The organism is Streptomyces sp. NPDC055078, assembly GCF_053607985.1.
In genome coordinates this window covers 1-26484 of record NZ_JBSGUP010000041.1, presented here as the reverse complement: position 1 = coordinate 26484, position 26484 = coordinate 1, and the positions used below count along the sequence as shown (strand labels likewise).

Annotated in this window: 33 protein-coding genes; 29 read left to right on the top strand and 4 right to left on the bottom strand. The window is 68.6% G+C overall.

Annotated elements, in window-relative coordinates:
• The first annotated feature begins 160 nt into the window (after positions 1 to 160).
• Positions 161 to 850: a PP2C family serine/threonine-protein phosphatase gene (locus ACWF94_RS06265; RefSeq protein ID WP_453485198.1), complete on the top strand. Its 690-nt coding sequence runs from the start codon at positions 161 to 163 to the stop codon at positions 848 to 850.
• Between the two features lie 128 nt (positions 851 to 978).
• On the opposite strand, the gene ACWF94_RS06260 is transcribed toward ACWF94_RS06265, so the two are convergent.
• Positions 979 to 1722, bottom strand: coding sequence for a hypothetical protein (locus ACWF94_RS06260; protein ID WP_453485196.1), 744 nt, complete (start codon positions 1720 to 1722; stop codon positions 979 to 981).
• A gap of 87 nt (positions 1723 to 1809) precedes the next feature.
• Here ACWF94_RS06260 and ACWF94_RS06255 point away from each other — a divergent pair, with 87 nt between their 5' ends.
• The 24 genes from ACWF94_RS06255 to ACWF94_RS06140 all read left to right on the top strand — a co-directional run bounded on the left by ACWF94_RS06255 (position 1810) and on the right by ACWF94_RS06140 (position 22144).
• Positions 1810 to 2280, top strand: coding sequence for a DUF6221 family protein (locus tag ACWF94_RS06255; RefSeq protein ID WP_453485195.1), 471 nt, complete (start codon positions 1810 to 1812; stop codon positions 2278 to 2280).
• A 168-nt stretch (positions 2281 to 2448) separates the two neighbouring features.
• Positions 2449 to 2877 carry a hypothetical protein gene (locus tag ACWF94_RS06250; protein WP_453485193.1) on the top strand — a complete coding sequence of 143 codons (429 nt, stop codon included), beginning with the start codon at positions 2449 to 2451 and terminating at the stop codon, positions 2875 to 2877.
• A gap of 71 nt (positions 2878 to 2948) precedes the next feature.
• Positions 2949 to 3428, top strand: coding sequence for a helix-turn-helix domain-containing protein (locus ACWF94_RS06245; protein ID WP_453485191.1), 480 nt, complete (start codon positions 2949 to 2951; stop codon positions 3426 to 3428).
• Positions 3429 to 3438: 10 nt separating this feature from the next.
• On the top strand, positions 3439 to 4731 hold the full coding sequence (locus ACWF94_RS06240; protein ID WP_453485189.1) for a PBSX family phage terminase large subunit: 1293 nt from the start codon (positions 3439 to 3441) through the stop codon (positions 4729 to 4731).
• 12 nt (positions 4732 to 4743) lie between these two features.
• Positions 4744 to 6351: a phage portal protein gene (locus ACWF94_RS06235; protein ID WP_453485187.1), complete on the top strand. Its 1608-nt coding sequence runs from the start codon at positions 4744 to 4746 to the stop codon at positions 6349 to 6351.
• Between the two features lie 12 nt (positions 6352 to 6363).
• The gene (locus ACWF94_RS06230) at positions 6364 to 7530 is read left to right on the top strand and encodes a phage minor capsid protein (protein ID WP_453485185.1); all 1167 of its coding nucleotides are present in this window, start codon (positions 6364 to 6366) and stop codon (positions 7528 to 7530) included.
• A gap of 57 nt (positions 7531 to 7587) precedes the next feature.
• The gene (locus ACWF94_RS06225) at positions 7588 to 8364 is read left to right on the top strand and encodes a hypothetical protein (protein ID WP_453485183.1); all 777 of its coding nucleotides are present in this window, start codon (positions 7588 to 7590) and stop codon (positions 8362 to 8364) included.
• A gap of 17 nt (positions 8365 to 8381) precedes the next feature.
• On the top strand, positions 8382 to 9446 hold the full coding sequence (locus ACWF94_RS06220) for a major capsid protein (protein ID WP_453485182.1): 1065 nt from the start codon (positions 8382 to 8384) through the stop codon (positions 9444 to 9446).
• Positions 9447 to 9451: 5 nt separating this feature from the next.
• The gene (locus ACWF94_RS06215) at positions 9452 to 9898 is read left to right on the top strand and encodes a hypothetical protein (RefSeq protein ID WP_453485181.1); all 447 of its coding nucleotides are present in this window, start codon (positions 9452 to 9454) and stop codon (positions 9896 to 9898) included.
• A complete protein-coding gene (locus ACWF94_RS06210) occupies positions 9895 to 10461 on the top strand; it encodes a hypothetical protein (RefSeq protein ID WP_453485179.1) in 567 nt (188 codons plus the stop codon). The genes ACWF94_RS06215 and ACWF94_RS06210 overlap by 4 nt, the downstream gene beginning before the upstream one ends.
• Before the next feature lie 11 nt (positions 10462 to 10472).
• Positions 10473 to 10982, top strand: a complete 510-nt coding sequence (locus ACWF94_RS06205; RefSeq protein ID WP_453485177.1) for a hypothetical protein — start codon at positions 10473 to 10475, stop codon at positions 10980 to 10982.
• Between the two features lie 20 nt (positions 10983 to 11002).
• Entirely contained in the window at positions 11003 to 11668 is a 666-nt protein-coding gene (locus ACWF94_RS06200; RefSeq protein WP_453485175.1) for a hypothetical protein, read from the top strand.
• A 26-nt stretch (positions 11669 to 11694) separates the two neighbouring features.
• Entirely contained in the window at positions 11695 to 11985 is a 291-nt protein-coding gene (locus ACWF94_RS06195; protein WP_453485173.1) for a hypothetical protein, read from the top strand.
• Positions 11986 to 11998: 13 nt separating this feature from the next.
• Positions 11999 to 12346 (top strand): hypothetical protein, encoded by a 348-nt coding sequence (locus tag ACWF94_RS06190; RefSeq protein ID WP_453485171.1) that lies wholly within the window; start codon positions 11999 to 12001, stop codon positions 12344 to 12346.
• Complete coding sequence (locus ACWF94_RS06185; protein ID WP_453485169.1) at positions 12343 to 12774, top strand: minor capsid protein; 432 nt, start codon at positions 12343 to 12345, stop codon at positions 12772 to 12774. Before ACWF94_RS06190 ends, ACWF94_RS06185 begins: the two co-directional genes overlap by 4 nt.
• A gap of 10 nt (positions 12775 to 12784) precedes the next feature.
• The gene (locus ACWF94_RS06180) at positions 12785 to 13258 is read left to right on the top strand and encodes a phage tail tube protein (protein ID WP_453485167.1); all 474 of its coding nucleotides are present in this window, start codon (positions 12785 to 12787) and stop codon (positions 13256 to 13258) included.
• Entirely contained in the window at positions 13258 to 13773 is a 516-nt protein-coding gene (locus tag ACWF94_RS06175) for a DUF7426 family protein (RefSeq protein WP_453485165.1), read from the top strand. Before ACWF94_RS06180 ends, ACWF94_RS06175 begins: the two co-directional genes overlap by 1 nt.
• A gap of 208 nt (positions 13774 to 13981) precedes the next feature.
• On the top strand, positions 13982 to 17047 hold the full coding sequence (locus tag ACWF94_RS06170; RefSeq protein ID WP_453485163.1) for a phage tail tape measure protein: 3066 nt from the start codon (positions 13982 to 13984) through the stop codon (positions 17045 to 17047).
• Positions 17048 to 17051: 4 nt separating this feature from the next.
• Positions 17052 to 19793, top strand: a complete 2742-nt coding sequence (locus ACWF94_RS06165; protein WP_453485161.1) for a hypothetical protein — start codon at positions 17052 to 17054, stop codon at positions 19791 to 19793.
• A 13-nt stretch (positions 19794 to 19806) separates the two neighbouring features.
• Positions 19807 to 20250 (top strand): hypothetical protein, encoded by a 444-nt coding sequence (locus tag ACWF94_RS06160; RefSeq protein ID WP_453485160.1) that lies wholly within the window; start codon positions 19807 to 19809, stop codon positions 20248 to 20250.
• A complete protein-coding gene (locus ACWF94_RS06155) occupies positions 20250 to 20618 on the top strand; it encodes a hypothetical protein (protein ID WP_453485158.1) in 369 nt (122 codons plus the stop codon). The genes ACWF94_RS06160 and ACWF94_RS06155 overlap by 1 nt, the downstream gene beginning before the upstream one ends.
• A 64-nt stretch (positions 20619 to 20682) precedes the next feature.
• On the top strand, positions 20683 to 20985 hold the full coding sequence (locus ACWF94_RS06150; protein ID WP_453485157.1) for a hypothetical protein: 303 nt from the start codon (positions 20683 to 20685) through the stop codon (positions 20983 to 20985).
• The gene (locus ACWF94_RS06145; RefSeq protein ID WP_453485155.1) at positions 20985 to 21872 is read left to right on the top strand and encodes a peptidoglycan-binding protein; all 888 of its coding nucleotides are present in this window, start codon (positions 20985 to 20987) and stop codon (positions 21870 to 21872) included. The genes ACWF94_RS06150 and ACWF94_RS06145 overlap by 1 nt, the downstream gene beginning before the upstream one ends.
• Positions 21869 to 22144 (top strand): hypothetical protein, encoded by a 276-nt coding sequence (locus tag ACWF94_RS06140; protein WP_453485154.1) that lies wholly within the window; start codon positions 21869 to 21871, stop codon positions 22142 to 22144. Before ACWF94_RS06145 ends, ACWF94_RS06140 begins: the two co-directional genes overlap by 4 nt.
• 52 nt (positions 22145 to 22196) lie before the next feature.
• Here the strand turns inward: ACWF94_RS06140 and ACWF94_RS06135 are convergent, their stop codons facing one another.
• From ACWF94_RS06135 to ACWF94_RS06125, 3 genes are all read right to left on the bottom strand, one after another.
• A complete protein-coding gene (locus ACWF94_RS06135; RefSeq protein WP_453485152.1) occupies positions 22197 to 22673 on the bottom strand; it encodes a hypothetical protein in 477 nt (158 codons plus the stop codon).
• 504 nt (positions 22674 to 23177) lie between these two features.
• Complete coding sequence (locus ACWF94_RS06130) at positions 23178 to 24362, bottom strand: hypothetical protein (RefSeq protein ID WP_453485150.1); 1185 nt, start codon at positions 24360 to 24362, stop codon at positions 23178 to 23180.
• Between the two features lie 2 nt (positions 24363 to 24364).
• Positions 24365 to 24784, bottom strand: a complete 420-nt coding sequence (locus ACWF94_RS06125; RefSeq protein WP_453485149.1) for an NUDIX hydrolase — start codon at positions 24782 to 24784, stop codon at positions 24365 to 24367.
• A gap of 186 nt (positions 24785 to 24970) precedes the next feature.
• On the opposite strand from ACWF94_RS06125, the gene ACWF94_RS06120 reads away from it, so the two are divergent.
• From ACWF94_RS06120 to ACWF94_RS06105, 4 genes are read left to right on the top strand one after another with little or no spacing between them, the layout of a single operon-like run.
• Positions 24971 to 25762, top strand: a complete 792-nt coding sequence (locus tag ACWF94_RS06120) for a TauD/TfdA family dioxygenase (RefSeq protein WP_453485147.1) — start codon at positions 24971 to 24973, stop codon at positions 25760 to 25762.
• Positions 25762 to 26058 carry a DUF7848 domain-containing protein gene (locus tag ACWF94_RS06115; protein ID WP_453485145.1) on the top strand — a complete coding sequence of 99 codons (297 nt, stop codon included), beginning with the start codon at positions 25762 to 25764 and terminating at the stop codon, positions 26056 to 26058. Before ACWF94_RS06120 ends, ACWF94_RS06115 begins: the two co-directional genes overlap by 1 nt.
• Positions 26055 to 26210 carry a hypothetical protein gene (locus ACWF94_RS06110; protein ID WP_453485143.1) on the top strand — a complete coding sequence of 52 codons (156 nt, stop codon included), beginning with the start codon at positions 26055 to 26057 and terminating at the stop codon, positions 26208 to 26210. The genes ACWF94_RS06115 and ACWF94_RS06110 overlap by 4 nt, the downstream gene beginning before the upstream one ends.
• Positions 26207 to 26383 carry a hypothetical protein gene (locus tag ACWF94_RS06105; protein ID WP_453485141.1) on the top strand — a complete coding sequence of 59 codons (177 nt, stop codon included), beginning with the start codon at positions 26207 to 26209 and terminating at the stop codon, positions 26381 to 26383. The genes ACWF94_RS06110 and ACWF94_RS06105 overlap by 4 nt, the downstream gene beginning before the upstream one ends.
• The last annotated feature ends 101 nt before the right edge of the window (positions 26384 to 26484 follow it).

Below are 26484 nucleotides of genomic sequence, written 5' to 3'. Positions count from 1 at the left end.
AACCAGGAGACAGGACCGCCATCGTGGCACTCCGCAAAACCATGCCCATGGCCCCGGGCACGAAGCCCGATCCGAAGCACGAGACGACGTATCAGGCGAGCCGGGGCGGCCACTACAAACCCGAGCAAAAGCCCACCCCCGCACGCACACAGACGGGACGATGACCGCCATGCAGATCACCACCGCGACCCGCCAGGGCACCGACGACAACAACGCCGACGCCACAGCCGTGTTCACCAGCGCCAGCGGGACGACCGCCGCCTGCATCGTCGACATGATCGGCCACGCCGACAGCGTCCCGACCGTCGGCCAGCTCCTCGCCGAGACCGCAATACGTATCGGTGCCCAGCGCGGCGCGCTCGCCGGCCTCCTCGCCGCCGGAATGCTCGTCGCGGACCCGGGCGGCGGGGAGGAGCCGGAGCCTGACGGCGTCGCCATCCTCGCCATCACTGAGCCCGGGGAGGAGACGATCCTCGCCTTCGTGGGTGACTGCCGCGCCTACAGCTGGGACGGCGAGACGCTGAGCCCGCGGACCGACCGCCACACGATGGGTGAATTCCTCCGCTGGAACCAAGACGTAGACCTCGCACCCGAGCACGACAACTGGGTCCGCACCTCGCTGGCCAAAGCGACGCCGACCTCGGTGGCCCTGTCCGCAGCGCCCGCCGGGGAGCTGCTGATCCTCATGTCCGACGGCGTCGACGACCAGGTCGACCCCGAGGTCATGGTGCAGCTGGTGCGCGACCACCACGACGACCCGGACACCCTCGCCACCGCCCTCGTCACCGCCGCCCAGGCACGCCCCTCCGGCCGCCGCGACGACGCCACTGCCATCATCCTGGCCCCCTGACCGGCGAGCAGCCGCCCGCTGTCAGCGCTGCCGCGTACCGTGGCGGTATCCCATTCGCGCCGCTAGCTGCTGCGCTACTCGGGCCCGCGCCCCGACCGGCAACCGGTCGGGGCGCAGTGCTGCCCGGTCTACTTCACGGGCTTCCAGGTACCGCATCCCTCGGACGTGAACTGGCCGTCGCTGGCGCGGATCGTCACAGTGATGACCTGCGCCGACGTCGCAAAGTTGTTGTCGATGATCTCACCCGACCTCGTTGTCCGCTCCCAGTAGCAGTCCTCAAGGTCACCCTTCGTCCGGTACGTACCCGGGGCGATCTCCTGCGGCTCGTCCGACGACGGGTCTGGATCCTTGGGCTTCCGCTTCACGATGTACGTGCCGCCGCTGTAGGTCCGCACGTAGTCGCCGTTCAGGGCCGCCAGCGCGACCTTCGACCATTTCGGACACAGCTTCGGCATCCCGGCCTTCAGGATCACGGCGCTGTCTGGCTCGGTGCGGGTGGCCAGCCACTCGCCCGGCTCCGTACCGACCTCGGACTGGCTCGTCATCGACGTGCAGATGTCATCCACGTACTCAGAGGCCGATGCATAGAGGGAGCTGTCCACTACCCAGCCTTTCTCATCGGCCATCTTGTCGAAGTCCCCCTCCGGGCCCGACGCGTACACCGGGTCGGCAGACTCTTCCGCCAGTTCCTCCAGCGGATCAGAGGACGGCGGAGGATTGGTATCCCCCCACTGATCCTCGTCCGTCCACACCGCATCCGCAGACTGCTCCGTCTCCGACTTCGGCTCGCCATCCCCGCCCGAGCACCCCGCCAGCACCACCACGACAGCCACCCCGGCCGCCGCGGCCCCCACCCCACGTACACGTTTCATAGGGCGGAGGATGACAGCCCACCAGAGCCAGAGGGGGCGGAAACCGAACATTGAGGGTGATCGAGGGCGGGTGACAGCATGGACTGCATGACCGACCTGGTGACCTTCCTCCGCGCACGGCTCGACGAAGACGAGACGGGCGCCCGTGCGGCGATGTGGGACGAGCAGTCGGACACCTGGACCGCGTGCCCTCCTCAGGCCGCATACGACCGGTACGTCGTCGTGGACTACTGCGACGACGGCGTGGTGGCCGTCACCCCCGAGAACGCCGACACCGACGGAGTCGGCCAGCACATCGCCCGCCACGACCCCGCCCGCACCCTGCGAGAGGTCGACGCCAAGCGGCGGATCCTCCGCCTCCACAACATCCCCGCAGTCGTGTCGCCCAAGATGGCCGCGCTCGGCCTCCGCGAGGGCGAAGCACCGGAGGACGACCGCCGATGCGTCGGCTGCGGCCTCGACATGATGGACGAACCGATCACAGCCGACATCAACGAGTGTCCGATCCTCCGCGCCCTGGCTCTACCGTACGCCGACCACCCCGAATGGCGGCCGTGATCATCTTCGAGCCTTGCGCTTTCGCGATCACTCACGCATCCTTGTCCCAAGTCCGGCGTGCCCGGACACAGAGGCTCGCCCCCTGGGTGGGCCTTCGGCGTTTCTGCCCCTGGCTGTGCGTGCGTGCCCGATGATGGGCCCTCTCATCCGCTACGTCCTGGGGGGACCATGCGCACCCGCACCACCACCCTCTTCGCCTCGATAGCGCTTCTCGCGCTTACCGCCTGCGGCACCGAGCCCGAGCCAGACAAGCCCGCTGGCGTCGACAAGCCCGCCGCTCCCACCGCCACGGCCGATGAACTGACGCCCGAGCAGAAGGCCAAGGTTCGCGCAGCCGCAGGCTTCCCGGAGAAGCCGACCGGCCAGAAGCGAGCCGACCTCCTCGCCAGCATCGATTCGGTCGCGCCCGACGCCGTCCGCTACGAGGACAAGGCGATCGACGCCGCGCGGAATCAGTGCTCATCGATCAACGGCGGCGGCAACCGGCTGGACTGGCTCGCGAGTCAGCGGTTCACGTACAAGGACGTCACCACCACCGAAGCTCAGGGCAAGGCGATCAACGCCGCGCTCAAAGAGTCCGGCTTCTGCAAGGTGTAACCACCTTCCCTGATCTGGCCCGGTCGTTCCGTGCTCCGGCGGCCGGGCCACCGCATTTCCGGAGGTGACCGATGGCGAAGCCGCGCCCGGTCACCGACGCCGACCGTGAGGCGGTCGCGCGCCTGCACGCGGAGGGAAAGGGCCGGAATGAGATCGCCCGCGCGCTGCGCCGCTCCGGCAAGACGATCAGTGACATCGCTTCCAGTCTCGGGCTGACCTTCGATCGGGCGACCGAGACCCGGGTCGCCACCGAGGTCCGCCAGGCTGACCTCGCCGCGCTGCGCGCCCAGCTCGCCCTCGACCTCACTCACGACGCCATGCGTGTCCGGGCCCAGATGTGGGAGCGAACCACCGTGTACGCGTTCGGTGGCAAGGAGAACACCTTCAACGACCACAGCTTCGACGAGGCCCCGGCCGACGTGAAGCGCTCCCTCTCCACCACCCTGGGCGTCCTGGTCGACCGGTCGCTCAAGCTCGCCCCGCCGGAGAACGACGTCGAGGGCCTGGCCGCCGTCGACGCCTGGCTGAAGGGGATGATGGGCGGCAGCTGAGGGGGTCCCGATGGTCTCTCCCCTCGTTGGCAAGCAACTGCGCGCCACCAACCTGGCGACAGCCCGCGGCAACCTCTGGGAAGGTGCCGTCCGGTCCTCGAAGACTGTGTCCTCGATCCTGGTCTGGCTGAAGTACATCCGCACTGGTCCGCCGGGCGCCCTCCTCATGGTGGGCAAGACCGAGCGCACCCTGAAGCGCAACATCATCGACCCGATCGTCGAAATGGTCGGCGTGACGCGGTGCAAGTACAAGGCCGGGGCCGGCGAGGTCGTCATCTTCGGCCGCACGATCTACGTCGCCGGAGCCAACGACGAGCGGGCCGCCGACAAAATCAAGGGCATGACCCTCGCCGGGGCCTACTGCGACGAGGTCACCACCTTCCCCGAGTCGTTCTTCGCAATGCTCGGCACCCGCCTCAGCGTCGACGGAGCGAAATGGTTCGGGACCACGAACCCCGAGGGCCCGAACCATTGGCTGAAGAAGAAGTTCCTGGACCGCGCCCGGTTGCATCTTCGCCGGGACGGCACGGTGGTGGAGTCGACAGACCCGAAGGCCCTTAACCTCCACCGGTTCTCGTTCTCCCTGGACGACAACCCGTACCTGCCGTCGGACTACGTCGCCAACCTCAAGCTGGAGTACCAGGGGCTCTTCTACCGGCGCTTCGTCCTTGGCGAATGGTGCTTGGCCGAGGGCGTCGTCTACGACATGTTCGACGAGACCCGACACGTCGTCGACGTCGTCCCAGATGTCCGGCACTGGATGTGTGTTGGGCTGGACTACGGCACAATCAACCCCTTCGCCGCGGTCCTGATTGGTGTGGGGACGAACGACCGGCTGTACGTCGCCTCCGAGTACCGGCACGACTCCCGGGCGGAGCGTCGCCAGATGACGGATGCCCAGTACAGCGTTGCGGTTCGGAAGTGGCTGGCAGAGTTCCGCCACCGCGGGCAGGTCGGTGTCCAACCACAGTGGATCTTCGTGGACCCGTCGGCAGCGTCGTTCATGACACAGCTCTGGTCGGACGGCGTCCCAGGCGTGGCGAAGGCAAACAACGAGGTGAAGGACGGTATCCGCTCGGTGTCCGTTGCCCTCGGGTCCAACCTCCTGTACGTCCATCGCTCCTGCACCGCTCTCCTCACCGAGTTGCCGTCGTACGCCTGGGACGAGAAGGCCGCGAAGGCTGGCAAGGACGCTCCGCTGAAGGTGGATGACCACTCGGTGGACGCCCTCCGGTACGGCCTGCACTCCATCGCCCATGAGTGGCGGCACCTCGTCCGAGCCAACCTGGAAGTTGCCGCATGAAGGAGGTCCCCGGTGCCGCTCCCTGAGACGTCCATGCCCTGGCCGCCAATCGACCCGGCGGTCATGAGCGACATGGAGGACTGGGGCGCGTGGTTCGCGGCCAACCCCGAGCGCCTGTCGTACCGGTACCTCAACCGGCATCGGGACAACGCTCGCTTCGGCCCACCAGCCAACCGTCCCAGCCAGTACCGCGGGGGCTTGGTCGGCAAAGTGTCGCGCTGGTTCTGGGGTGAGCCGACCCCCTTGGGTGAGCGTCGCACGCACCTGCACATGCCGCTCGCGAAGGACATCGCCCGGACCTCCGCCGATCTGCTCTACTCCGAGCCGCCCGTCCTTAAGGCAACGAACAAGGAGACTCAGAAGCGCTTGGAGACGCTGATGGACGCGGGCATGAAACGCACGCTCATCGGTGCCGGCGAGACCGCCGCGGCCCTGGGAGGCTCGTACCTGCGCGTCGTCTGGGACGACCGCGTTAGCGACCGCCCGTGGGTCAGCCGGGTCGACGCCGACGGGGCCGCACCGGAGTTCGCGTACGGCGACAAGTTGATGGCCGTCACCTTCTGGACGGTCCTCGCCGTCGATGGCCAGGCGGTGATCCGGCACCTGGAGCGCCACGAGCCAGGCGTCGTCTTCCACGGCGTCTATGAAGGCACCGACCGGATCCTCGGCAAGAAGATCGACCTGAAGGCGTTCCGACAGACGGAGCGGCTCCAGCCGCACCGTGTGCTGCCGATCGGGAAGAAGCTCGCCGCCGAGTACATCCCGAACACCATGGTGGCGGCCGACTGGCGGGATCTGCCCGGCGCTGCTGGCCTCGGGGCGTCGGACTACCAGGGTGCGGAAGGCTTCCTCTCGTCGATCGACGAGATCTACACGAGCCTGATGCGGGACATCCGCCTCGCCCGCTCGCGGATCATCGTCCCCCAGGGCTACCTGCTGAATAACGGGCCCGGCGGCGGCGCAACCTGGGAGGACCGCGAGGTCTACGCTCAGATGAACGTGCCGCCAACTGCGGACCAGCAGATCACGCTGAACCAGTTCGTGATCCGCTGGCAGGAGCACCTGTCGTCCGCAGGGGATTTCATGCAGCGGGTGATCCGGAACGCTGGCTACTCGGGGAACACCTTCGGGGACGACTCCTCCGGCTCGGCCGTCACCGCAACGGAGATCAAGGCACGCACGGCCCGATCGATGTCCACCCGCAGCCGGAAGGCGGAGGCATCGGCCGTCGGCATCGCCGGCAGCGCGGAGACGGTCCTCATGCTGGAAGCGTCGGGGATGTTCCCCGGCATCAAGGGCGTCGAGGTCGAGCGTCCTGACGTCATCTTCCAGGACTCCATCCAGGAGGACATCAAGACCCTGGCGGAGACCGCAGCCCTGATGGCACAGGCCGAGGCGGCGTCCGTCGAGACCCTCGTCGCGTTGCTGCATCCGGACTGGGACGCCCGGGACCAGCAGGCCGAAGTCACCCGCGTCCTTAGGCAGCGCGGAAGCCTGGTCGAAGACCCCCTGAACCTGGGCGCGGACCGGCCCGTCTTCGGTGAGGACACCGACGACGGCAACGGCCAGGAGCCAGAGGAGCAAGGCCGCGACGAGAACGAGACCGATGCCGAGGAGTAGCGGGGGTGCCCGATGCCGGTCAGCCCCGACATGGCCGAGGACCTCGCAACCGCCGTCGCGCGGCTCTATGAGCAGGCCGAACTCGCTCTGATCGAGAAGATCACGCAGGCCCTGGCCGAAGGGCTCGAATCCCCGCACTGGGTGGAGCTGAAGCTGGGTGCGCTCGGCAACCTCCAGGCAGCAATCCAGGAGATCATCACGGCCCTACAGGTTGACGCCACGGGCGCCATCCACCAGGCCGTGGCCGAGGCGTACGACCGCGGTCAGCAGGCCGCGATCGTCGAACTGGGCGCGGTCGCGACCGGTCCCGCGCTGGCCGCCGCTGAAGCCCTCCCCACCGCGGCGGCCGTGGACCGTCTCGCAGCAGCTCTCGTCCAAGAGACAGGAGGGACGCACCTGCGGATCCTCCGCTCAGGGTTGGACGTCTACCGGCAGGTGATCGCCCAGGCGTCGGCTGCCCCGCTGCTGGGCGGGACGACTCGGCGGGAGGCTGCCGGTCGGGCACTCGCGCAGTTCGCGATCCGCGGCGTCACCGGCTTCGTCGACCGAGCAGGCCGCGCCTGGAACCTGACCAGCTACGTGGAGATGGCCACGCGGAGCGCTGTCGGGCGCGCGGCCGTGGAAGCCCACACGGACCGCTTGGCCGCCGCGGGGATCGAGCTGGTCATCGTCTCGGATTCTCCGGAGGAGTGCGAGCGCTGCCGCCCCTGGGAGGGAAGGGTGCTGCGACGTGACGGCCCCTCCGGCACCGACACGGTCGAGCTGGAACACGCAACCGAGGACGGCCGAATGGTCCGGGTCCGAGTAGCTGGCTCGCTGCCAGAGGCACGGGCGGCCGGGTTGCTCCACCCCAATTGCCGACACCGTGTCTCGATCTATTTGCCCGGGGTGACGAGGCCGCGGCCTAAGCCGCCGTCCCGTGCGACGTACGAGCAGTCGCAGAAGCAGCGCTACTACGAGCGGCAGGTGCGGGCCTGGAAGCGGAGCGCTGCCGCTGCCATGGACGACGACAAGCGGGCGCGCGCGAACGCGCGGGTGCGGGGCTACCAGGGGCGGATTCGCGAGTTGGTGGCCGATACCGGGCTGCCGCGTAAGGGCCACCGCGAGCAGATCGACCAGGCCGCCCGGCCAGCTACGGCCGATCGGCCGACGCGTCCGGCACGCCGCGCGGTGCGCTGACACAGAGACTTCCGGCCGCCGCACGGCAGCCGGGCAACCCGAAACGGGAGAACACGCATGCCCAAGAGGACTCTTCCCCACCTCGCGAACCACAGCGGTTGGCTCCACCCGTACGGTCACTCCCCTTTCTCGCCGGTCCTCTACGCGGATGGCGGCGCAGGGGACGGCGGCGGATCCGGATCCGGCGGGCAGTCCGGCACCGGTGAATCCGGCGGTGACAGTGGCCAGGGTGGCGGCGATTCCGGCGGAGAGCCGGAAGGCCAGGGCGGTCAGCAGCCCGGGAAGGAGACCGGCAAGGCCGGATCCGGCGCGGGAGGCGGCACCGACTGGGAAGCCAAGTACCGCGAGGCCATGGGCCACTCACGCGAGTGGGAGAAGCGCGCCAAGACCAACTCGGACGCTGCCGGTGAGCTGGAAAAGCTCAAGGCCGACCAGATGTCTGAGCAGGAGAAGGCCGTCGCCGCAGCGGAGAAGGCGGGCCGCACGGCCGCAGCCCAGGAAGCCCAGGCGGAGATCTCCAAGCGCGACGCGGAGCTGCGCGAGCTGAAGGTCCGCGACACCGTGCGCGACCGTGCCAGCAGTCAGGGTGCCCGGCCTGCGGCGCTCCTCAACAGCCTCAGCTTCCGCGACCGGATCAAGGATCTCAACCCGGCGGACAAGACCTTCGGCGCAAACCTCGACGAGGCCATCAAGGTCGAGCTGGAGGCGCACCCCGAGTACGCGACGCAGGGCGTCGGCCAGTCCGGCGGGGACTTCTCCGGCGGCACTGGCGAGCGCGCCGCGAAGCGCAGCGGATCACTCGCAGGAGCGATCCAGAACCACTACCAGACCTGATCATCAGGGAGAACTCAATGCCCGTGACGCTCGCTCAGGCGCAGCTCAACACCCAGGCGGACATCGACTTCGCCGTCATCGACAACCTTCGCCGGAACAGCTGGCTGCTGAACAACTTCGTCTGGGACGACACCGTCACCCCAGGCACGGGCGGCGGCTCCCTCACTTACGGCTACACCCGGCTCCTCGCCCCGTCGAAGGCCGCGTTCCGCCGCTTCAACGAGGAGTACGTCCCCTCGCAGGCGGCCCGTGAGCGGAAGACCGTGGAACTGCACCCGCTGGGCGGCAGCTTCACGGTGGACCGCAAGCTCGCGCGTCTCGGCCCGGCGGCGACCAACGAGATCATGTTCCAGATGAGCCAGAAGCTCACCTCGGTGCGCACCCGGTTCCAGCAGGAACTGATCAACGGCGACACTGCCGTCGACGACGCTGGATTCGACGGTCTCGACAAGGCGCTGGTCGGCCAGTCCACCGAGTACGTGCCGCTCACCGAGGGCGTCACCACCGGCTACCTCGACTGGTCGCCACAGACGGTGAACACCGAGGACCTCGCCATGAGCGCCTTCGACGCGTTCGACGACTTCCTCGCCCGAATCGTGGGCTCACAGACCGGATCGGGCGACACCAACGCCGACGGCTCCATCCCGGCCGGTGTGAAGGCGATCCTCGGCAACACCAAGAGCATCGCCCGCATCAAGTCCCTCGCTCGCCGCGCGAGCCAGTTCACCGAGGAAAAGAACAACCTCGGCCAGCTCATCGAGCGGTACGGCAACTGGGTCCTGGTCGACCTCGGCGACCGTGCCGACGACTCCGGCCCGATCATTCCGATCCGCTCCGCGGACACCGACGGCGGCGGCGGGGGCGGCGTCATCACCGGCCTCACCGACATCTACGGCGTCAGCCTTGGCCTCGACGCCTTCCACGGCGCCGCGATGGCCGGCACCCCGCTCGTCGAGACCTTCCTGCCCGATTTCATCCAGCCTGGCGCGGTCAAGTCCGGCGAGGTCGAAATGGGCCCGGTCGCCGCAGTCCTCCGCAACACCAAGAGCTGCGGTGTGATCCGCAACGTCAAGGTCAGGTGATCAGCGTGACGACCAAGTACAAGATCGAGGCCCCGGTACGGAGCTTCACGGGCGAGTCCGTGGGCGTGTACTTCCAGAAGGGCACCGGCTACGTCGACGACTCCACGAAGGCGGGCCGCGCGGCGCTGGAGTACTTCCGCCGCCACGGCTACGGCGTCGCCCCGGCCGACGAGAAGACCGAGGAAGAGGCCGTTCTGGAGCTGGTGACCGGCGTCCCGGCGCAGCGCGGCGCGGTCGAGACCGAGCCTTTCGACCCTGCCAAGCACGGCGTCGAGACCGTCCTGGCGTACCTGGATGAGGCTGATCTCAACGAGGCGACCCGCGTCCTGGACGCGGAGGCCGCCGCGAAGAAGCCGCGCGTTGGCATCACCAGCAAGCGCGAGGAGACCCTGGCGGCGAAGACACCTGCCGCCCCAGCCGGAGACAACCAGACGGGAGGTACCGGGCAGTGACGCTCCTCGGTGCATTCAAGGGGAACCCGCGCAACGAGTTCGGTTGGCTCAACTCCGCCGGCCGACCGGACCCGGAAACGGTCTTCCACCGTACGAACCTGCCGCGCGTGGGCCTGGACGATGTCCCGGCAGCGGCGACCGGTGTCCTATGCACCGTCGCCCTTTACCTCCAGGACGGCGATACCGTCAGCAACCTGACGTTCATCAGCGCAGGCACGGCGGGCGCCACGCTGACGAACCAGATCGCTGCCCTCTACTCCGGCGCTGGCGCGCTGCTCGCGCAGTCCGCCGACAAGGCGAGCGAAGCGTGGGCAGCGGACACGTCGAAGACGTTTGCGCTGGCCACCCCTGTCCGGGTCACCAAGAGCGGCGTCTACTACGCGGCTCTGGCGATCGCGGCGTCGACGGTACCGACGCTGGTGGGAACGCTGGGGGCGAGGCCGTTCCTGACCGGTGAGGGGAATCTGGCGCAGACGTCAGGCTCGGGGATCGGCTCGACCGCCCCTGCCACGATCGCCACACCTGCCCTCAAGCGGCACGTGCCGCTCGTCATCGCGAACTGACGGGGGGACTGATGTCTCTTACAAGCACGCTGTCGATCGCGGCCTTCGCCGAGCTGTCCAGTGCGCTGGACCTCGGGACTGCGAAGGCGCCGGCCAGTCTCCGGCGGGGCGTCACCCTCGGGTCAGGCACCGGGGCTGGGAAGGCTGACCGGGTGTGGGCGGACCGCCGGACGCTCGCCGCGAGCGGGACGGAAGACCTGGACCTGGCGGGCGTTCTCGCTGACGCCTTTGGGGCTGTGATCACCTGGGCCCGAGTGAAGGGCTTGTTCGTCGCGGCGGCCGACGCGAACGTGAACAACGTCGTCGTCGGGGGCGCTGCGGCGAATCCCTGGGCTCCGCTGCTGGGGGCGACCGGTGCGGTCACGCTCCGCCCCGGCGCTGTGGTCGGGGCGATGGCGGGGGCGGCCGATGCCACGGGGTACGCAGTCACTGCGGGCACCGCAGATCTGCTGAAGGTCGCCAACAGCGGTGCCGGGACGAGCGTCACGTACGACATCTTCATCGTCGGTTCCAGCGCCTGACCGAGCGGAGGGAGGCTCTCGTGCCCTACGCAGGCGACGTCTCCACGGCCAGCATCACGGTCGAGCCGTACGACGGCACCACCGCCGTCGCCCTGGCCGTGACCTCGCCGTCCGGGGCGGTATCCACACCTGTGGTCAACCCTGTGGACGGCGGGACCTGGACGGCCCCGGTCACGTACTCGGTGGCGGGGGTCTGGCGGCTGACGTGGACCATCACCGGCACCGGGGCGGGCGTACGGCATGAGGTCGTCCCGGTCGGCCCGGTACCGGGGGCGGTGCCTCCCGGGCGGGTGTACGCAACGACCACCCAGCTCGCGAACTACCTCGGGACGGCACCCCCGGTGAACGCCGCGCGGCTGCTGCTCCGGGCGTCCGAGCTGCTCGACTCGGACATCCTGCTGCCTGCGGTGTACGAGGTCGACCTTGTTGGGTTGCCGACGGACCCAGAGGTCGCCGCCGCGTTCGCGAACTGCGTGTGCGCGCAGGTCGAGTTCTGGGGCGAGGTCGGCGAGGAGAACGACGTCTCGGGTCCCCTTCAGGGCGTGTCGATCGGGTCGGTGAACATCCAGTACGGCGCTGGTGACAATCGGTCCGGGCCGTCGTACTACGCGCCGAAGATCGCCAGATACCTCGGTGGTCTGCCTGAGGACAAGTTCCGCATGGTCGTCACTTCCGGGCAGCGCTGATGGGGCGCCTACCGCAGCGATACCTGGTGCATGAGATCACGATCGAGCCGTACGCCGGCGAGTCCGGCACCGGCTCGGTATACGGGCCGCCCGGCGCAGTGCGGTGCCTGCTCGATGAGCAGACCCGCATGGTCCGCAGCCCGTCCGGAGACCTCGTGACGTCGACGGCGACGGCGTACTGCGGGGTCGGCACGGTTGCTCCGAGCCTGTCCCAGGCGACGCTCCCGAACGGACGGCGGACCACGGTCATTGCCGCGAAGGACCGGAGCGCCAAGGGCCTCGGTACCCCTGACCACGTGGAGATCCAAATGCAGTAGGGGGTGGTGGCTGGTGCCGCGCTACGTCCTCCGCTTCCGTCGCGAGGCGGTAGCGCGCGAACTCCGTACGGCTGCTGCCCGCGGGCTGTTCCTCGCCGGGGAATACGTCCTCGGCGAGTCCGTGGCGGTGGTCCCGCTCGACGAGGCCGCCCTGGCGCGCTCAGGGACGCTGGCCGTCGACGAGACGGCGCTACGGGCCGCGATCTCGTACAACACCCCGTACGCCGTCCGCCAGCACGAGCGCCTGGACTACCGGCACGCACCCGGCCGCCAGGCCAAATATCTGGAACAACCGCTGATGGCGGCGCGTGCGCAAGTGCGGGCGATCGTCGCTGCCGAACTGAGGCGGGCGATGCGATGACGTACACCGTCAACCTGGTGGTGGGCCTCGCCGAGCTGATGACCGGCGAGGCCCTCGGCATCTACCGGCCCACCACCCCGTACCAGCCCGGGGAAACGGCGATCGTCCTCGGTCGGATGCCTGCCGAGCCCGAGCGGGTGATCGCGCTCAACGCGTACACCGTCGAGGACTCCCTCACCAACGCCGTGACTGGCGTCCAGGCCCGGCTCCGTGCCGGCCCCGATCCGCAGCACGTCGACGCCCTCGCGGACCGCCTCCGCGACCTGCTCCACGAGCGGGAGGAGTACTGGCTCCGCAGCAGCGTCTTCGTGTCGCTGTCGTGGCGGCAGTCGCAGGCGTGGATCGGTCAGGACGCCCTCGGGCGCATGGAGCTGACCTCGAATTTCTACTTCCGCACTTCGCGGAACACCCCTCACCTGCACGAATAGGAGGACCGTGATGTCCACACCTACGCCCGAGACCGCTCTCGCACGCCGGTGGCGCTTCCAGGTCAACATGGGCACCGTTTCGGTGCCGGACTGGCAGACTTTCCCGGCGATCACGGAGTTCCAGTGGACGGCCGAGCCGAACATCGAAGAGAGCACGACGTACGACACGGACGGGTGGGCGGAGAACGAGAAGACCGGCCAGGCATGGGAGGTGACGATCACCTTCAACCGCAAGAAGAGCGCCGACAGCACCGTCTTCCACCCCGTCCACGAAGCCGTACGGCAAGCGTTCTTCGCGTACGGAGAGAACAACAAGATCCACGTCCGCTTCCTGGATCGCACTGGGGCGCCGGAAGCATACGAGGGCCGGGCCATCCCGGCCTGGGAGCCGTCCGGGGGTGAGCCGACCGCGCTCGACCAGACGGAGCTGACGCTCACCGGGACCGGGCCGCTGACCTCGATCGCGAACCCGGTGACCCCCTGATGGCGGCGCGTTTTGAGGCTCTGACCGATGCGCTCGACGAGGGCCTGGAGTTGCCCGTCACGGGGCGGGACGGTGTGGAGCGGATCTACCGCATCCCGGAGCCGTCGGCGGAGGACGGCATCCGCGTCGAGAAGGTCATGTCCCTCGCCGCGCGACTGGCCGCTGGCGGCACGGCTCCGGACGCTCAGGTCCTGGACGACGACGAGGAGATCGACCTCTATCGCGCGTGCCTGGGCTCGGCGTACGACCAGCTCCTCGCCGAGGTGAGCTGGAGTCGGTTCAAGCACTGCTCGTTGACCTGCATGTTCTGGATCACCCAGGACAAGCAGACCGCCCAGCAGTACTGGGTCTCCGGTGGCGACCCTTCTCGGATGGCCCCGAATCGGGCAGCTCGCCGTCAGCAGCAGAGGCCCGGCTCCTCGGAGTCGGGCACGGCGACGTCGACCCGATCACGGGGCTCCACGAATGGTACGAGGGCGGACTCACCGCCCCGTCGAAGGCGTCGCCGCGGCTGACTTGGGCGCAAATTCTTGAGCAGTGGCTGCTGATCGAGGCCGACCTCCACGAGGTGTACGGCGTCGACATCGCCGATGATCACCTGCTGCGCCGCCGGTCCTGGCGCTGGTTCAAGGTCCGCGTTCTCGGTCTGTTCTCGGCGGATACCCGGCTCTCCCGGCACTTCGCACCCCCCGACAAACCCAAGCCAAGAGGGGGTAGGCGGAGATGAGCCTGAGCGTCGGCGAGTTGGTCGGATTCATCCAGCTCGATGACGCACAGGTCGACCCTGCCCTGCGGCGGGCAGAGGGTGCGTTGAACGCCTCTGGGCAGCGTATGGCGGCCGACGCCGAGCAGGCAGGGCAGGCCGCGGGGGACGCGCTCGGCGAGGGTCTGGTTCGCGGTGCTGATGGTCGGATCCGCGACGCGCGCGGGCGTTTCGTGTCCGCGGGCCGGGCGCTGGGAGCTGCTGCGGGTGACGCAGCGGGGGATGGACTCCGTAGCGGGACCGAGGACGGCGCGGCCGACGCGGTCAACGCCGCCGAGGGGGAGATGTCGCGGCTCCAGATGGTGGCTGCCGCGGCGGGGGTCGCGGCGGGTGCGGCCCTGATGGTGGGGATGCAGCAGTCGCTGGAGCAGTCCCAGACCACGGGCAGGCTCGGCGCGCAGTTGGGGAAGACGCCGGCGGAGGCTCAGCGGTACGGGAAGATCGCCGGGAAGCTCTACGCCGACGCGATCACCGTCGACTTCCAGGGTGCGGCTGACGCGATCTCGGCGACGATGCGCTCCGGGCTGCTGCCGGCGAACGCGACGAACGCACAGATCGAGAGCATCGCCACGAAGGTCTCGGACCTGGCGAGCACCTTCGAACTGGACCTGGGCCAGACTGCGAACGCGGTCGGGCAGACGATGAAGACCGGTCTGGCGACCAACGCCCAGACCGCGCTGGACGTCATCACCCGCGGCCTCACCGTGATGGGCCCCAGGGCCGACGACATCGCCGACACCTTCAACGAGTATTCGACGATCTTCCGCCAACTGGGCCTGGACGTCGGCCAGACCACCGGGATCATGGCGCAAGGCTTGGCCGCCGGTGCCCGGGACACGGATGTGGTCGCGGACTCGCTCAAGGAACTGACCCTGATCACTCAGGGCGGCGGCGAGGAAGTCGACAAGGCGTTCAAGAAGATCGGCTTGTCCGGCTCGTCGATGCAGGCCGCGTTCTCCAAGGGCGGGCCTGCGGCGAAGACCGCGCTGGACCAGATCTTCGACGGCCTGCGCCAAGTAAAAGATCCGGCCGACCGGTCCGCTCTCGCGCTCACGCTCTTCGGCACCAAGTCGGAGGACATGCAGAAGGCCCTTTTCGCCATCGACCCGAGCAAAGCCGTATCAGCTCTCGGGCAGACGGCAGGGGCGGCGGACAAGGCGGGAACAACCCTTCGGGATAACGCCGGCCACAAGGTGGAGGCGTTCCAGCGTGGCCTTCAGCAGGCTTTCGTGAACGTCCTCGGGACTCAGGTGATTCCGGCGCTGGCCTCTTTCGGTGGGTGGGCTCAGCGGAATTCGGGAACACTCCAAATTTTGGCCGCTGTGATCGGCGGGGCGCTGGTGCCCGTTCTGATCCTGATGGGCGTGAACGCCACCGTTGCAGCGGCGCGTGTGGTGATTGCATGGGTGTCGTCCGGCGCGGCAGCACTGAGCAGCGCCGGTACGCAGGTCGCCGCCGGGGCGCGGGTGGTCGGGACATGGCTCCTGATGGGCGCTCAGGCCATGCTCCAGGGCGCGCGTATGGCTGCGGCGTGGGTGCTGGCTATGGGTCCGGTCGGCTGGATCATCGCTGCAATCATCGGCCTGGTCGCAATTATCGTCCTGAATTGGGACAAGATCAAGGATTTCACGGCTCGGACCTGGGATTGGGTCTGGCAGAAAATCAAAGACATCGGCTCTTTCATCTCCAATTTTTTCATCGGGTGGAAAATCGTTGCCTTTTTCATCAAGCACTGGGACCAGATCAAAACCAGTGTCGGCAAGAAAGCCCATGAGCTGGTCGAATTCGCGCGGAAGCTTCCCGGAAGGCTCACCAAAGCGATCGGCGATCTGGGCAAACTGCTGTGGGAAAAGGGTAAGGATCTCATTTCCGGCCTGTGGGAAGGCATCAAGGAAATGGGTCCCTGGATCGCCAAGAAACTTGGCTCCTGGGTTGCTGACAAAATCCCGGGGCCTATCGCAAGGGCGTTGGGAATCAAATCGCCGTCGCGGGTCACGATGGCGCAGGGCCGGTGGGTAGCCCGCGGCCTCGTGGAGGGTATGACCGGGTCCACCAAGCAGGTCCGAGCTGCCTCGCAGAAGCTGGCGGACATTGTGCGGGACAGCCTGTCCGGCCGACGCGAGTCGAAGGCCATGGGGCGCGTAGGCAAGGACTCCAAGCGGCTGCTCGGCCTCGCTGCTCAGGACGAGCGCCTGGCGGGACGGCTGAAGGCCGCCTCCAAGTCGCTCGCCGGCCAGATCTCCGCCCGGAACAAGCTCGCGGCCGACGTCGCCAAGGGAGTTCTGGATTCGGCGAACATCACCTCCGGTCAGGGCGACGGCCCGGTGACAGCCGACCGCATCCTCGCCAACCTCACCAGCCGACTCGGCCAGGCGCGGCAGTTCGCACAGCAGCTCGCCCAGCTTCGGAAGAAGGGGGTGCGCGCCGATCTGCTCGCGCAGATCGCGCAGGCCGGAGTAGAGCAGGGGGCGGGGGCGGCGGCGGCTCTGGCGAACGCGTCCGGCGCGCAGATCAAGCAGATCAACGCGACGCAGGGCGCTCTGGTGACTGCCGCTGGGCAGGCTGGCAGCGTCGCCGGGAACGCGATGTACGGGGCCGGGATCCAGGCTGCTCAGGGCCTGGTGAAGGGGCTCCAGAGCCAGCAGTCGGCGATCGAGCGGCAGATGCTCGCCATCGCCAAGGGCATGTCTGCGGCGATCCGCAAGGCATTGGGGATCCGGTCGCCGTCGCGGGTGATGGAGCTGCTCGGCCGGTACATCCCGCAGGGCCTCGTCGCCGGTATCGATGGGGGCCGGACTGCTGTGGACCGGTCGATGTCGTCTCTGGTGGACGCCGGAGCGGTGGCGCTGCCTGGCGGTACCGGGGGTGCTCCCGACGCTGCGGGCCGTGGTCCGGGCGGGGGGCGGATCGTGCTGGAGATCCGCTCGGGCGGCAGCCGCTGGGACGACCTGATCATCGACTCCCTGCGGCACAGCGTGCAGAAGGGCGGCGGCGACGTGCAACTCGTCGTCGCAGGACGGAGGTAGCGCGATGCCGTTCCCGGAGGATCCGCTCGATTTGCGGGCTGAGCTGGAGATCTCGGGTCAGCGGGTCGACGTCACCGGCCACGTGTATACGCGGGAGCCGATCAGCATTGCGCACGGCACGACGAGCCGCGGCTCTCAGCCTGACCCCGCGTCCTGCTCGCTCCAGCTCGACAACCAGGGCGGCATCTACAGCCCGCGCAATCCGATGTCTCCGTATTACGGGCGGCTGGGCCGGAACGCCCCGCTGCGGATCACCGTGCCGGGCCCTGAGTCGTACCTCAGCATGGATGGAGTCGGCACGGCCGGGGCCGCCACCCCGGATCACGCGAGTCTCGACATCACAGGGGATTTGGATATCCGTGTGGAGGCCACACCGCAATGGGTGTCGCCTGTTCCGCAGCTCCTGATCGGGAAATGGCAGGCACCCAGCGCGCAGTCGTATCTGCTGTTCATCCAGAGCGGCAGGCTCTACCTGCTGCACTCCACCACGGGCACCGACGTCGGCACGTACAACACGTTCTGGACTCTCCCGGGGCTGCCGGAGCGTGCCGCGGTACGGGCAACGCTGGACGCCAACAACGGGTCCAGCGGCTACACGGTCACGATGTACTGGGCACCGTCACTCGCCGGGCCCTGGGTGCAGTTCGGCGAGTCGTCGTGGCCGGGCGTCACCAGCATCCACGCAGGTACGGCGCCGCTGGCGATCGCGCCCGCGCTGCCGCCGACGACGCCGGCATGGCCTGCGATGTCCCGTCGGGTGCACCGGGCCGAGGTTCGCTCCGGCATCGGCGGGACCGTCGTGGCCGCTCCGGATTTCAGGAGCCTGCCGCCCGGTTCCAGCAGCCTCACGGACAGCACCGGGAAAGTCTGGACGCTGACCGGCGCAGCAGAGATCACGAACAGGGAGTTCCTCTTCTACGGTGAGGTGAGCGAGTGGCCGCAGCGGTGGACGCCGGGCGGGCATAGCGCGTGGGTGCCGATCCAGGCTGCGGGCATCCTCCGCCGCCTGGGGCAGGGCCGCAAACCGATTGACTCGACGCTGCGCCGCAGGATTCCGCGCTCCGGCCCGGTGGCGTACTGGCCTCTGGAGGACGGCCCGGCCACGACCGCACCCGCGTCCCCAGTACCGGGCGTGACCCCGATGGTGGTCACCGGTCTGACGTACGAGTCTGACGACACCCTGCCCGGGTCGTCCGCGCTGCCGAGTATCAGCGCAGGGGCCACGGTCCGCGCCACGGTCCCCACGTACACCGCTACGGGGGCGTGGCATGTAGAGATGATGTACCGCCTCAATGCCGCCCCCGGGATGCTGAATACCCTGCTCGACATTTACACGAGTAGCGGGCCATGGTCCCGTTTTACCGTCCGGGTACAGACGGACAATGTCCAGGTGACCGGCACCAGTTTGGATGGCGAATCCACCACGCTGCTGCTGAATGTAAATTTCGGTCCGCGCGTGGCGGGCCAGTGGAATCGACTCCAGCTGATCGCGGAAACGGTCGGAAGCCAGATCAAGCTCACAGTACTTGTTGCCCCGGTGAGCGGACAGGGGGGTTCCCTATCCCACACCTACACAGGCACGGTGGGAGTCGTCCGGCGCATTGATACGCAATTCGGTGCGGATCTCGACGGAATGGCAATCGGACATTACTCGGTATTCTCGGAGTCGTCGGCATTCGTTTACAATTTCGCCGATCACGGATTTACGGCAGAAACGGCTACAGCGCGGCTCCAGCGGCTAACGCAGGAAGAGCCCACGGTCCCTGTCACGGTGATTTCCGGTGGCAGGGACGCTGAGCGGATGGGTCCGCAGCGACCCGCCACGCTGATGGATCTCGTCGCCGAGTGCGCGGCGAGCGACGGCGGCATGTTGTACGAGCGCATGGACCGCCTGGGCCTGGCCTACCGCGCCCGCGCGACGCTCGAAAACCAGCCGGTAGCCCTGACGCTGGACTATGCGGCCGGGCATGTGGTGCCGCCGCTGGAGCCCGTTGATGACGACCAGGCCACCCGCAACGACGTCTCCGTCACCCGCGCGGGCGGGGCAACGGCACGGCACCCAGTCGAGACCGGGCCCCTGTCCACTCTGCCGCCCGAGCGGGGTGGCGTTGGGATCTACGACGAGTCCGTGACACTGTCGCTCGCCGCTGACGCCCAGACCGAGCAGATCGCGGCGTGGCTGGCGCATCTGGGCACGTGGGATGAGGCACGCTGGCCCACCGTCCGCGTGCTGCTGCACAAACACCCGCAGCTCATCTCCGCTGTCCTGCGCCTGCGGATCGGCGATCGGGTCCGCATCATCAACCTCCCGCCGGAGTCCGGCAGCGGCGGCGACCCCGTCGACCTGCTCGTCCAGCACATCAGCCACGTCCCCCGGCCGCGGGCGTGGGAAATGACGCTCGTCTGTGCCCCGGCTGGCCCGTACACCGTGGGTGTGCTGGACGATCCAGCCCTGGGCCGACTGGATACGGAGGGCTCGGAACTGGTGGCCGGGGTGTCCGCGTCGGCTACGAGCTGGTCCGTGGCGACGACCGCGGGCCCGCGCTGGATCACCACCGCAGAGGCGCCGATCGCGTTCCCGTTCGATCTGCTGATCAGCGGCGAGCGGGTGACCGTGGGCGGTATCTCGGGCACGTCGTCCCCGCAGACGTTCACCATTTCGGCGCGCTCCGTCAACGGCATTGCGAAACCGCATTCGGCAGCCACGTCACTTTCCCTTGCGCAGCCCATGCGCCTCGCACTCTGAAAGGGGAATATCCGTGCCTCTGTACGCCGGACAGATTCTCACCGCGGGTCAGGCGGAGCGCATTCAGCCCCGCACCTACGAGGCCGCCGGAAACGTCCAGACTACGGGGCCGGTCAGCAATTTCGACGTCCCCGGGGCGGTCATTAATCTGACCACCCTGGCACCGAACGCTACCTATGTGGCTGAATGTGTCTGGGATTTCGACCAGGTCGGCACAGGGACTAACGCTCTCGGCTCCGGCCGGTTGAAAGTCGACGGTGTACTCGCGGACCGGTTCGCCACCTTCCAGACAAACGGTTCCGTCAACGACCGGAAAACCACGTCCCAGAACTACCGGGGAATTCTCGCCGCAGCGGGCGCGCACACCCTCGGCCTCACCGTGAATCTGCCCAACAATCAGATGATCTTGCAGGGCGTGTATTCGTCATTGATCGTGACGATTTACGAGGTGGTGTAATGCCTACGCACTTCCTGTCCACGACAGGAGGCGGCACCCTGGCCGTGATCGGTGGGGCGCTCCGGAACACCGGCTCGGGCTGGGGAGCGATCAGCGACACCGGGCATCGGCCATCCGGGATCACCAGCGTGGCCACGCAGCCTGATCACATCGAGGTACAGCACGCTGTCGGCGCCGCTCGCGTGGTCGCACTCCAGGTGACCGTGGACGAGACGTACGCCGCGGCGGGTCTGCGGTGCGGAGTCTCCGCAGGGCTCGCCCTCAGCCGTATCTACTTGTACTCCGGTGCGTCCAGTACCCCGGTGGCCCCGGCCACCATCGCCGCGGCAACCGGCAATTTGTGGCTCCAGGGCCTCATGGAGACCTGACGCCACCTCCGCTCCCATCGCCCCGCGCCATCCGGCCGGGGCTTTCTGCTGCCCAGGAGGCATCATGTCTGCACCCGTGCCGAGCGTCGGCCGGATCGTCCGCTACGTCAGCCATGGCTCACCCGTCCTCCCAGACGGATCACAGACCTACCCGTCGGTCTGCCGCGCGGCCATCATCACCGAGGTCCCCGAGCACCTTCTTCGGGAACCGCTGGACGGCTGCCCCAACGGAACCCAAGGCGAATGGATCGCATCGTTGGCGGTGCTCAACCCGTCAGGGATCTTCTTTGACCAGGCGGTGCCGTACGCCGAGCCGGACGGATCGGGTCTGGTGGGCGGAACTTGGCACTGGCCGGAGCGGGTCTGATGGCCGCCCCGCTCACGGCCGACGAGTTGCTCGCCGTCCTCCGAGCGGAGGGCCTGGCCGTGGTCGAGGTCGGGAACTGGCGCACCCGCAACAGGAACCACAAGGGGCCGTGGGGCCCGGTGCACGGTGTTGTGATCCACCACACCGTCACCAAGGGCACCGCGCAGACCGTCGCAATCTGCCGCGACGGGCACAGCGCCCTCCCCGGGCCGCTGTGCCATGGCGTGATCGCCAAGGACGGCACCTTGCACCTGGTCGGCTACGGCCGCACCAATCACGCAGGGTCGGGCGACGACGACGTCCTCCAGGCGGTCATCGCGGAACGGGCGCTCCCGACCGTGAACGAGGCGAACACCGACGGCAACCGGCACTTCTACGGCTTCGAGTGCGAGAACCTCGGCGACGGCAAGGATCCGTGGCCGGCCGCTCAGCTGGAAGCGATTGAGAAGGCGTCGGCGGCGATCTGCCGGGCGCACGGGTGGACCGCGCGCTCGGTCATCGGGCATCTGGAGTGGCAGCCGGGCAAGCCGGACCCCCGTGGCTTCACCATGGGGTCGATGCGCGCCCGGGTCGAGTCCCGGCTGGCAGGCAGGCCCGCGGCACCCGCTAAGCCGAAGCCGCCCGCGCCCAGGCCCAAGGCGTACGAGCCCTTCCCCGGCGCCGGGTTCTTCGCGGTGGGGCGGCGCAGTCCGGTCATCACGGCGATGGGCAAGCGGCTGGTGGGGGAGGGCTGCGGCCGGTACCGGGTGGGGCCGGGCCCGGCGTGGTCGGAAGCGGACCGTCAGTCGTACGCGGCCTGGCAGCGCAAGCTCGGCTATTCGGGCAGCGCGGCCGACGGCATTCCCGGCAAGACCAGCTGGGACCGACTCAAGGTCCCGAACGTATGAGAAAGATGGATCAGCCGATGAAGGACAAGACACTCCAGCTCGCCGTGTTCGCGATCTGCGTGGCTGGCTATGTCGCGCTGGCGATCGCCGACGCGGCGACGGCGGAGTACGTGGCGCTGATCGGTCCGGTGCTCGGCGCGGCGTTCCTGATGCCGCGTCTCGGCCAGCAGGATCAGGCGCTGGATGAGATCAAGGAGAACACGAACGGCGTCCTCACCCGCAGGATCCAGGACGCGGTCAAGTCGGCGCTCGATGGCCGCCCCCAGCAATGACGCGATGCTGCCCTGAGCCCCCGTCCGGCCCCTTCGTGGGGTCGGGCGGGGGTTACTTCTTTGTGTATGCCATGACCGCGTCCCGGAGACCGTTGTGGGCGTCGCGGGACCGTTCCCGTCCGGTCGTCAGTGCGGCCTCCACGTCGGCGGAGAACTGTCCATCGGCGGGTTCACCAAGCTGGATCGCGCTCAGATCGATCGCCGACCAGGCCGCTGCCTCGGCCGCGGCGGTCAGGGCCGGGTCGGCCGTAGCCAGGGCCAGCCGGTCCCGGGCCCTGGTCACCGCGCTGCGGGCCCCGTAGACCGTGGCCCGATCGGTGGGGTCAGGCTCTCCGGCCCTGATCGAGTCGACCCGCAGCCAGTAGACCTCTCGGTAGGAGACGACAGCGTGGAGCAGGTCACCGGCGGCTGCGAGGACCTCCTGATGGTGCTGTCGGTCCCGGGCACGCCGGTCGGTCAGGAGCTGGGTACCGGATGCAAGTGCTACTCCGGCGAGGGTGCCGAGGACGGCTATGAGTGTCGACCACATAGGTGGGGACGGTACGGGCGCGGCGCCGGAGGCACAGCCGGATCAGGGGATCAGTCACCTATACCTGCTCCCGCCGCCACAAGTGGGGGCCGTCATGTCGTGGGCGTCCGCCAGATAACTGGGGTGTTTTCCGGACACCGATACCTGTTCCGTGGCTGGATGCGGTGCGATGCTGGGGTTGTGGTAGCGGGTCCTCCGCCATCCCCCGGGCGGGGGACCCGCGCCCCGGCCTGTCCCTCCCGACCTCCCTGCGGGAGGGCCGACGCCTGCCCGCACAGATCCGGGGGGGTGCTTTATTCATCACGCGATTGTTGCTACCTGTGACGATCCAGGGTCGCAAGTGCCGAGATAGTTACGTCCAGAGTGTAACTATCTCTGCACCAGACTGGCGCGACGACCACGCAGTGTCACGCCGCCTCGTCGGCCACCGGGCGCTCCGCCTCGATGACCCGTTCCCGCGCCTGACCCTCCCGCGCCCGGAGGGGCGGGCCGACGCGCGCCCTCTCAGGCAGCCATCTCCTGTCGCAGAATGTCCAGGGCGTTGGACGCGCTGGTGCGCAGGTCCGGCATCCGGTCACCTGCGGTCCGCATGATCCGTTGCAGTTGGTGAGGAAGGCGCTGCTCCGTGGCTTCGCGTGTCGCGATCGTGAGGTACTCCGCTGCTCCGCTGCGGTCTCCGGCGAGAAGGCGCACATGTGCTGCCGTGATCATCTCGATGGCGCGCCACTGCGGTGCGACCGTGGTGGTGACGCTCACGTTGTTGTCCACCAGCTTGATCGCCTCGCGGGTGCGGCCGGTGTCAACGAGTCCCCGGAGCCGGATCTCGTTGAGGGCGAAGGGGTTGAAGAGGCTGGTGTGCTGCACATTCTCCAGGAGTTCGTGGCATTCCTGGGTGACCTGGTCGAAGAGTTCAGGGTGACCGAGAGCGCCGGCCGCCCGGCCGAGGAGGGGCAGGACAGCGGCTCGTGCGTCGGCGTTCGGAGCAATCGCGGCGGCGCGGCGCAGTCGATCGACTGCGGCCCCGCGTAGGCCGGCTTTGCGCAGCTCGTTGCCGTGCATCCGAAGGATGTATGAGGTGAAGCCCGGGTCGCCGAAGTAGTCGGCGATCTTGATGCTTTTCGCTGTCCAGTGGGCGGCGGTGCTGAGTCGCTCCTCCGGAAGGACGTTGCCCAGGGCGACGCCAAGGCCGACACGGGCCTGGGCGAGGAGTCGAAGGACGTCGCGCTCGGTGTGTCCGTCGGCGACTCTCGCTTCGAGCCGGGCGGCCAGCGGCCACAGTTCCTCCACGGCCGCGGAGGCGTGGCCGGACTGGCGGGCGATCTCGGCCAGGCGGATCGTGGACTCGCCGAACTGGAGCATCGCCCGGTGGTCGGTATCTGCCGGGTCGGTGACGCCCAGGACATGTGGCGGGAGGCGGAGTTGCTCGCAGACCCGCCGCCGGGAACCGACATCGTCGAGGCCACGCTTTCCGATCTCGACGGCGGAGATGTACGTCTTGTCGTAGCCGAGCAGGGAGCCGAGCTGCGTCTGGTTCAGCCGGTGAACGGATCGGTAGAAGCGGAGAATCCCGCCCAGGTCTCCGGCCGCCAGGACCAGTTGGGCCTGGGGAGTAGCCCAGTGCCACTCGGCGTGCCCCGAGAGCCGTGGAGCATCAGCGGACTGCCGGAACTCCGCTCCGTCTCCGGCCATGGCTACCGCCCGCTGGTCCAGGCCGCGATCGCCTGCTTGTACCCGCCGGGCATGTTCAGCTGCGGCACCTCGGCGGTGGTGAAGAGCCCGATCTCCTTGTGCTCATGGCTCAGTACGGGGGGTCGGTCGGGCGTCAGGACGTGGCAGCCGTAGGTCACGATCAATACACGGCGCCCGGGGATCGGCTCGTAGATCCAGACGCCTTCGTCGATGAGGGGGCCGGCCTTGACCTCCCAGCCGGTCTCCTCGCGCAGTTCGCGCTCCAGGGCGCGTTCCGGGCTCTCGTCGGTCGGGACGCCTTCAGACGGATCGCCGATCTCCAGGCGGCCTCCGGGCAGTTCCCATTCCTGCCGTTCGTTCTTGAGCAGCAGGACCCGGCCTTGGACATCGAGAGCGACGGCCTTGACAGAGACGGGCCACAAGGGGGGTGTGTACGGCATGAGGGACCTCTGTCTTGCACGGCAGACCGGGACGGTCGGAACGTAGCAGGCGCCCTCAGCCTCGTGAACCTCGTAGCCGAATTGTCCGTATCGACAATCCGTCGCTTTACGCCCGTGGCCTCCCGCTCCCACTGTGGCATCACCTGCCGCCGACGCTGGAGCCCGAGAATGCCCGACGTAATAGAGAACGCACTCTTCACGGCCCATCGTGTTGACGTCCACGCCCCGGAGGCTGAGCCCGAGATCGCCCGTCGGCTGCGCACGCACGGACTGGTGACCGTGGAGGGACTGTTCACCCGGCGCGATGTCCTCGCGCTCGCCACGCGCCTCATGCATCTGTCGCCGCACCCGGACAGCGACCCCGATGGCCTGACCGCTATTCAGCACACGCAGCGGCACGCCGGCCGCCTTGGGTACGCCGGGCTCGGGCAGGGGGAACTCGCCGCGCACACCGAACGCGCTCAGACCCCGCGACCGCCACGGCTGATGATCCTGGCCTGTGAGTGGAAGGCAGTGACCGGAGGCGAGTCCCTCCTGATCGACGGGCGTGAGGCGCTGCGCGACCTCGCCCTGCGCTGCCCCGAAGCCGTGGAGAAGCTTTCGAAGCCGCGTTCCGTGTACTTCGGGACGGGGGCAGGGCACCCGTCCAGTGTTTTCACGCCCCATCCCGGGGGACGCGTGAGCATCCGGCTCAGGCGAGACGGCCTCGCCCGCTGGAGCCCGCTCGTCCAGCCCTACCTGGAGCAGTTGGAGGCCGCGCTGCTCGCTCGACAGCAGCGTCTCGACCTCTCATCCGGCCAGGCGTACATCCTGGACAACCACCGCTGGCTCCACGCCCGTACGGAGTTCTCCGGACGACGGCGCTTTCTCCGGGCGCTCGGCGAGCCGCGCTTCGAGATGCCGGTCGGTTTCACTGCCCCACCCGCTGCCGCCCTCACGGCCGTGCCAGGTGATGGGTGATGGGTACGCCCACGACCCAGTGGGTCGGGCGCCCATCTGGCCCTCCCTACCCGGCGACCTGCTCACCCCCCTGCCCCCGGCCGGAGGATGCCGGGGGCCTGGTCCTCGCCCCGGATCCGGCGGTGCGGACGGTGCGCGAGATCGAGTGCATCACCTGCGGAGCAGCCTCGGCAGATGAGGAGGGCACCCTGGGCCGGTCCTCCTGGGCCCTCGCCCACGCCCGTACCACCGGGCACGACCGGTACGCGGAGCACACCAGGCGCGGCCTGCGCACCACCCCCCGGGAGACGCCGTGAGCGGGCCGGAGTTCTGCGTGCGCTGTGACCGGCCCATCCTCGGCGAGGGGGTGCAGGTCGACGGCGGGGAGGACTCGCCCTCGGGCGCCCGGCCGCCGTCGTACGTGCACCCCGAGTGCACCTGGCGGTCACCGCAGGGGATCCAGCGATGACCACGCCCCCGCCGACCCCCGCCGCCCAGCCGTGTGAGCTGACGCCCGAGTGCCGCTTGGACGCCTGCGAGTTCTGCATCGGTCCGGGGGATATCCGCCTGCCGTGGCAGGGACCGGCGGAACGGCCGGTACAGACGGTCCGCTGCACCCACGACTGCCACCAGAGCGAGTGACCACCCTGCCCGATCCCTGAGACCGCCCCGGTCCGTCCGCGCATCCCCCGTAACGGACGGACCGGGGCCCCACCCCCACCGTGCTTGGAGTACACCCGTGT

Excerpts from the sequence above, each read along its gene's own strand:
- ACWF94_RS06225 (WP_453485183.1), top strand. The coding sequence starts at position 7,588 with ATGCCCAAGAGGACTCTTCCCCACCTCGCGAACCACAGCGGTTGGCTC.
- ACWF94_RS06135 (WP_453485152.1), bottom strand. The coding sequence starts at position 22,673 with ATGTGGTCGACACTCATAGCCGTCCTCGGCACCCTCGCCGGAGTAGCA.
- ACWF94_RS06250 (WP_453485193.1), top strand. The coding sequence starts at position 2,449 with ATGCGCACCCGCACCACCACCCTCTTCGCCTCGATAGCGCTTCTCGCG.
- ACWF94_RS06255 (WP_453485195.1), top strand. The coding sequence starts at position 1,810 with ATGACCGACCTGGTGACCTTCCTCCGCGCACGGCTCGACGAAGACGAG.
- ACWF94_RS06230 (WP_453485185.1), top strand. The coding sequence starts at position 6,364 with ATGCCGGTCAGCCCCGACATGGCCGAGGACCTCGCAACCGCCGTCGCG.
- ACWF94_RS06130 (WP_453485150.1), bottom strand. The coding sequence starts at position 24,362 with ATGGCCGGAGACGGAGCGGAGTTCCGGCAGTCCGCTGATGCTCCACGG.
- ACWF94_RS06220 (WP_453485182.1), top strand. The coding sequence starts at position 8,382 with ATGCCCGTGACGCTCGCTCAGGCGCAGCTCAACACCCAGGCGGACATC.
- ACWF94_RS06140 (WP_453485154.1), top strand. The coding sequence starts at position 21,869 with ATGAGAAAGATGGATCAGCCGATGAAGGACAAGACACTCCAGCTCGCC.
- ACWF94_RS06265 (WP_453485198.1), top strand. The coding sequence starts at position 161 with ATGACCGCCATGCAGATCACCACCGCGACCCGCCAGGGCACCGACGAC.
- ACWF94_RS06145 (WP_453485155.1), top strand. The coding sequence starts at position 20,985 with ATGGCCGCCCCGCTCACGGCCGACGAGTTGCTCGCCGTCCTCCGAGCG.
- ACWF94_RS06115 (WP_453485145.1), top strand. The coding sequence starts at position 25,762 with ATGGGTACGCCCACGACCCAGTGGGTCGGGCGCCCATCTGGCCCTCCC.
- ACWF94_RS06240 (WP_453485189.1), top strand. The coding sequence starts at position 3,439 with ATGGTCTCTCCCCTCGTTGGCAAGCAACTGCGCGCCACCAACCTGGCG.
- ACWF94_RS06175 (WP_453485165.1), top strand. The coding sequence starts at position 13,258 with ATGGCGGCGCGTTTTGAGGCTCTGACCGATGCGCTCGACGAGGGCCTG.
- ACWF94_RS06180 (WP_453485167.1), top strand. The coding sequence starts at position 12,785 with ATGTCCACACCTACGCCCGAGACCGCTCTCGCACGCCGGTGGCGCTTC.
- ACWF94_RS06260 (WP_453485196.1), bottom strand. The coding sequence starts at position 1,722 with ATGAAACGTGTACGTGGGGTGGGGGCCGCGGCGGCCGGGGTGGCTGTC.
- ACWF94_RS06245 (WP_453485191.1), top strand. The coding sequence starts at position 2,949 with ATGGCGAAGCCGCGCCCGGTCACCGACGCCGACCGTGAGGCGGTCGCG.
- ACWF94_RS06155 (WP_453485158.1), top strand. The coding sequence starts at position 20,250 with ATGCCTACGCACTTCCTGTCCACGACAGGAGGCGGCACCCTGGCCGTG.
- ACWF94_RS06170 (WP_453485163.1), top strand. The coding sequence starts at position 13,982 with ATGAGCCTGAGCGTCGGCGAGTTGGTCGGATTCATCCAGCTCGATGAC.
- ACWF94_RS06150 (WP_453485157.1), top strand. The coding sequence starts at position 20,683 with ATGTCTGCACCCGTGCCGAGCGTCGGCCGGATCGTCCGCTACGTCAGC.
- ACWF94_RS06205 (WP_453485177.1), top strand. The coding sequence starts at position 10,473 with ATGTCTCTTACAAGCACGCTGTCGATCGCGGCCTTCGCCGAGCTGTCC.
- ACWF94_RS06120 (WP_453485147.1), top strand. The coding sequence starts at position 24,971 with ATGCCCGACGTAATAGAGAACGCACTCTTCACGGCCCATCGTGTTGAC.
- ACWF94_RS06105 (WP_453485141.1), top strand. The coding sequence starts at position 26,207 with ATGACCACGCCCCCGCCGACCCCCGCCGCCCAGCCGTGTGAGCTGACG.
- ACWF94_RS06165 (WP_453485161.1), top strand. The coding sequence starts at position 17,052 with ATGCCGTTCCCGGAGGATCCGCTCGATTTGCGGGCTGAGCTGGAGATC.
- ACWF94_RS06185 (WP_453485169.1), top strand. The coding sequence starts at position 12,343 with ATGACGTACACCGTCAACCTGGTGGTGGGCCTCGCCGAGCTGATGACC.